Source organism: Arsenophonus sp. ENCA (assembly GCF_002287155.1).
Lineage (GTDB): Bacteria > Pseudomonadota > Gammaproteobacteria > Enterobacterales > Enterobacteriaceae > Arsenophonus > Arsenophonus nilaparvatae.
In genome coordinates, this window is the sequence record NZ_NHNG01000158.1 from 1 (window position 1) to 726 (window position 726).

Consider the following 726-nt stretch of genomic DNA (forward strand, 5'->3'; position numbering starts at 1 on the left):
CTGTGGGTGGCACTTTTTATTAGCCAGTTGGCCTGTGCCCGTGATTTTGGTGTCACGGGCGAACTCTGGCCAATTGCTGAACAAAATATACTCACCCTGATTGAAGGACGACTCACGCAATTAATGACACGAGTTTCGCACCAATAAAAAAACGCTCTATTTTTAAGTTTAATTCAGCATGATATATAAATAGTCAAAACCTTATAAATCAAATACAACTTATTGTAATTTAAGAAAATTTATGTTTTTTAGTAACTTGCAGATTAATCATTGCTTTTAAGCCATTTTTAGAATTTTATATGCCTGTGCGAAACTCGTGAATGACCCTTTCGAAATGCTGACTGTCGTGGGTGCTGGCCGTATCGGTGACGATTTTTCTGATGAATTTGTACTTCTTATCCATGTTTACCGAAAGCTTATAGCCATAATGACTCTTACCGTGTTTTTTAGTCCACGTGGCGTCTAAATCTTTTTGTCGCCGCTTGGTTGGTTTCCAATAAGCGTGTTGCTTAATAGTGAAATAAGGGTATTTCGGTGATTGAAGTAAATTTTAGGCTGTTCTGAGATGGAAATTCCAAAGACCGGCACTAAGGAGTAAAAAGGTATCATCAATAAAGGGTCTACGATTCCGTAAAATTTGGGTCATACAACCGAAGCGCTTGATACCCGCGATGGCGTGTTCAACCGTAATACGGATGCCCGAGATTATTTTATTTTCTTGTTTTT

At 38.4% G+C, this 726-nt stretch carries 2 protein-coding genes and 1 pseudogene; 1 reads left to right on the plus strand and 2 read right to left on the minus strand.

The genetic code is table 11. The annotated features are described in order from the left end of the window. Nucleotides 1-6 precede the first annotated feature (6 nt). The gene (locus CBG25_RS21285) at nt 7-147 is read left to right on the plus strand and encodes a hypothetical protein (protein ID WP_366212691.1); all 141 of its coding nucleotides are present in this window, start codon (nt 7-9) and stop codon (nt 145-147) included. A 172-nt stretch (nt 148-319) separates the two neighbouring features. Here the strand turns inward: CBG25_RS21285 and CBG25_RS04280 are convergent. Further along, a pseudogene (locus CBG25_RS04280) lies at nt 320-496 on the minus strand (transposase); the annotation flags it as partial. 54 nt (nt 497-550) lie between these two features. Next, nucleotides 551-709 (minus strand): hypothetical protein, encoded by a 159-nt coding sequence (locus tag CBG25_RS21290; RefSeq protein WP_366212646.1) that lies wholly within the window; start codon nt 707-709, stop codon nt 551-553. Nucleotides 710-726 lie beyond the last annotated feature (17 nt).